This is a genomic window from Halobellus sp. Atlit-38R (genome assembly GCF_003665925.1).
Taxonomy (GTDB): domain Archaea; phylum Halobacteriota; class Halobacteria; order Halobacteriales; family Haloferacaceae; genus Haloquadratum; species Haloquadratum inordinatus.
This window is the reverse complement of record NZ_QXIJ01000199.1, coordinates 1-525: the sequence shown is the minus strand read 5'-3', so window position 1 is coordinate 525 and position 525 is coordinate 1. Positions and strand designations below refer to the sequence as shown.

The following is a 525-nucleotide window of genomic DNA, read 5'->3' as shown; positions in this document are numbered from 1 at the left end:
GTATCAGTCGACGATTATCTCGGAGTCGGACGACTCTTTCGACGCCTTCGGCGACATCTTCTCTTTGTACCGGGTTATCCAGTCAGCGAAGCACGTCGGACAGAGTCGCTGGTCGTCGACCGTCGAGTCGTCGACTTGCAGGCGGACCGCTCGGGCGAGTGCGTCTTCGACCGCCCGACCGCACCCGTCACACGAGTCACTCATCGGTGGGTCCCTCCAGTGGCACGAGTATCGTTCATCGTTCGCAGGTGCGCAGGTGGCAACTTAGTCGTTACCCGGAAGTCGGTTTTAGTCGTTACCCGGAAATCGGTTTTAGTCGTTACCCGGAAATCGATTCGCGCCGAGTCGAGCTGAATCGGTCGAATCGAATAGCGCTGATTCGAGTCGAAGCAGGCTTACGTCGTGCGGAACGCGCGGTCGCCGGCGTCGCCCAGACCGGGGACGATGTAGCCGTCGTCGTCGAGATAGTCGTCGATAGAGACAGTCAGCAGGTCGACTTCGGGGAACTCGTCGTCGACGCGGAGG

General features: G+C 60.0%; 2 protein-coding genes. Both read right to left on the bottom strand.

The window, feature by feature from the left end:
* Positions 1-3: 3 nt before the first annotated feature.
* Complete coding sequence (locus D3D02_RS18930; protein WP_004058969.1) at positions 4-204, bottom strand: hypothetical protein; 201 nt, start codon at positions 202-204, stop codon at positions 4-6.
* 191 nt (positions 205-395) lie between these two features.
* Positions 396-525 (bottom strand): uracil phosphoribosyltransferase (locus D3D02_RS18925; RefSeq protein WP_304999805.1); only part of this gene is annotated, 130 nt, incomplete at its 5' end.